The sequence below is a fragment of the Bartonella sp. AA56HLJMS genome, from assembly GCF_042197145.1.
Taxonomy (GTDB): Bacteria; Pseudomonadota; Alphaproteobacteria; order Rhizobiales; family Rhizobiaceae; genus Bartonella.
The window spans coordinates 1-1,731 of the sequence record NZ_JBHIRL010000069.1 but is presented as its reverse complement, the minus strand read 5'-3'; the positions used below and the strand labels follow the sequence as shown (position 1 = coordinate 1,731).

Genomic DNA, 1,731 nt, shown 5'->3' with positions numbered 1-1,731 from the left:
TTTACACGTTTTGTGTAATATATTTTAACATTTAAAATGTATAAGTTTCCAGTTGCAAACAAAAGCCGTGTCTTAAAAGGACGCGGCTTTTTTGCTATAAAGCAGCCCCCCGCCCCGTTATTTACGCTGCTTTATCATCACCACAAATATCTTCAGAAATTTTTTGATTGCCATTAACCACGGCATTGCCATAAATCTTTACATAGATAGGTGGTGCATAGCCATCTGTACGAGGCTTGCTATAAACCGTTGCCTGATCACAAACCCGTGCATTTCCATAAACCTTTACATGCTCAGAAATAGTAGCCCTGTCATAAACCTGCGCATCATCGTAAATCTCAGAAAATCCATAAATACAAGCATTTCCATAAACGCGTGCATTTCCATAAACCCTGCCAGTTACATGCGCATAATCAGAAACTTTTGCATTATCAGAAATATGACCAAGAAAAGAGACCTGAGCATTATCACAAACAACTGCATTGCCAAAAACATTACCATTAACCATTGCGTTATCACAAATTTTTGCATTATCAGAAATTTTTGCATTATGAAAAACCTGAGCATTGTCACAAACAATAGCGTTGCCTGATATTTTTGCACTTTTATAAACACGTGCATTATTACGCACTTGTGCATTTTCAGAAACAACAGAATCCATAGCAACCATGGCGTTATCATAAACCCAGCAATCACCATCATGTGATAAGCTTTTTTCGTTTTCAATAACGCCACCGAGATCACCTGCTTTAACATCTGCAAAATCTCTTAATGCTCTTATACGACGTACAGTTTTTCCCTCAGGAATACGGTGGATTTCATCTGTGAGTTCATATTTTTTGGATACATTTTTAGTGGTCATAGGTAGCTCCCTAATCTAACATTTGAATAAATTTTTGAATGAAATGGTTATAAGGAGGCGCCCCCGCACCGCCTAGTTTTAAAGGGTTATCTATATTTACCAAAAGAGATGGTTTCATTCCCAAAAAGACGCGCACGCCCAGAAACCAATACCTTACCAAAAGCATCGCTATGACCAAAAATTTTCATACGACCACCAACACGTGCTTTATTTGATATTTCTGTATCACCAAAAATTTTTGCATAACCTGTAACACGTGCATCGTCTAAAACACGAGCTTTACCAAATACTAATGCATAACCAGATATCCAACAATTGCCATCATGCGATAAATTACCCTCATGTTCTATAAAACCACCAACGTCACCTTTCTTAACAGTACCAAAGTCTCTTAAAGCTATAACACGACGAAACAAGCGATTACCAAACTCAATAGCACCTAATGAAAGTTTATATTTTTTCTGTTGAGTATTTTTTGATACGAAATCTTGTGCAATATTGTCATTTGCAACGGTATCAATAATGGGAGTGGTTTGTTTTTTAACTGTAGCGTTCATGCTAGTAATCCTTATCGTAAAAAAGGTTTGTTATTAACACCCCATAAGGGCGTCGGGTGCTAACAAACACGGCGATAAGTCCGTCGTCACACTTTTCTCATAAAGAGTATTGTATGGTGTGACCACACCCGACATAATCATTATATGCTAATCACAACATAAAAGACAGTCAGTATTTTAAAGAATGGGAAAAACCTTATCGTGGTTTATCCGCTTATCGCTAAGTGTTGTTAAGCACTTGACGCCTTTCTAAACGAACCTTTCCTTAAAGTCAATACGTATTTTTTATTTTTTTCAATTTTTTTCATTTTG

At 36.7% G+C, this 1,731-nt stretch carries 2 protein-coding genes; both read right to left on the bottom strand.

The window, feature by feature from the left end:
• Positions 1-121: 121 nt before the first annotated feature.
• Positions 122-862: a hypothetical protein gene (locus tag ACFINI_RS09815; protein WP_375626935.1), complete on the bottom strand. Its 741-nt coding sequence runs from the start codon at positions 860-862 to the stop codon at positions 122-124.
• 86 nt (positions 863-948) lie between these two features.
• Positions 949-1,419, bottom strand: a complete 471-nt coding sequence (locus ACFINI_RS09810; RefSeq protein WP_375648029.1) for a hypothetical protein — start codon at positions 1,417-1,419, stop codon at positions 949-951.
• Positions 1,420-1,731: the final 312 nt, after the last annotated feature.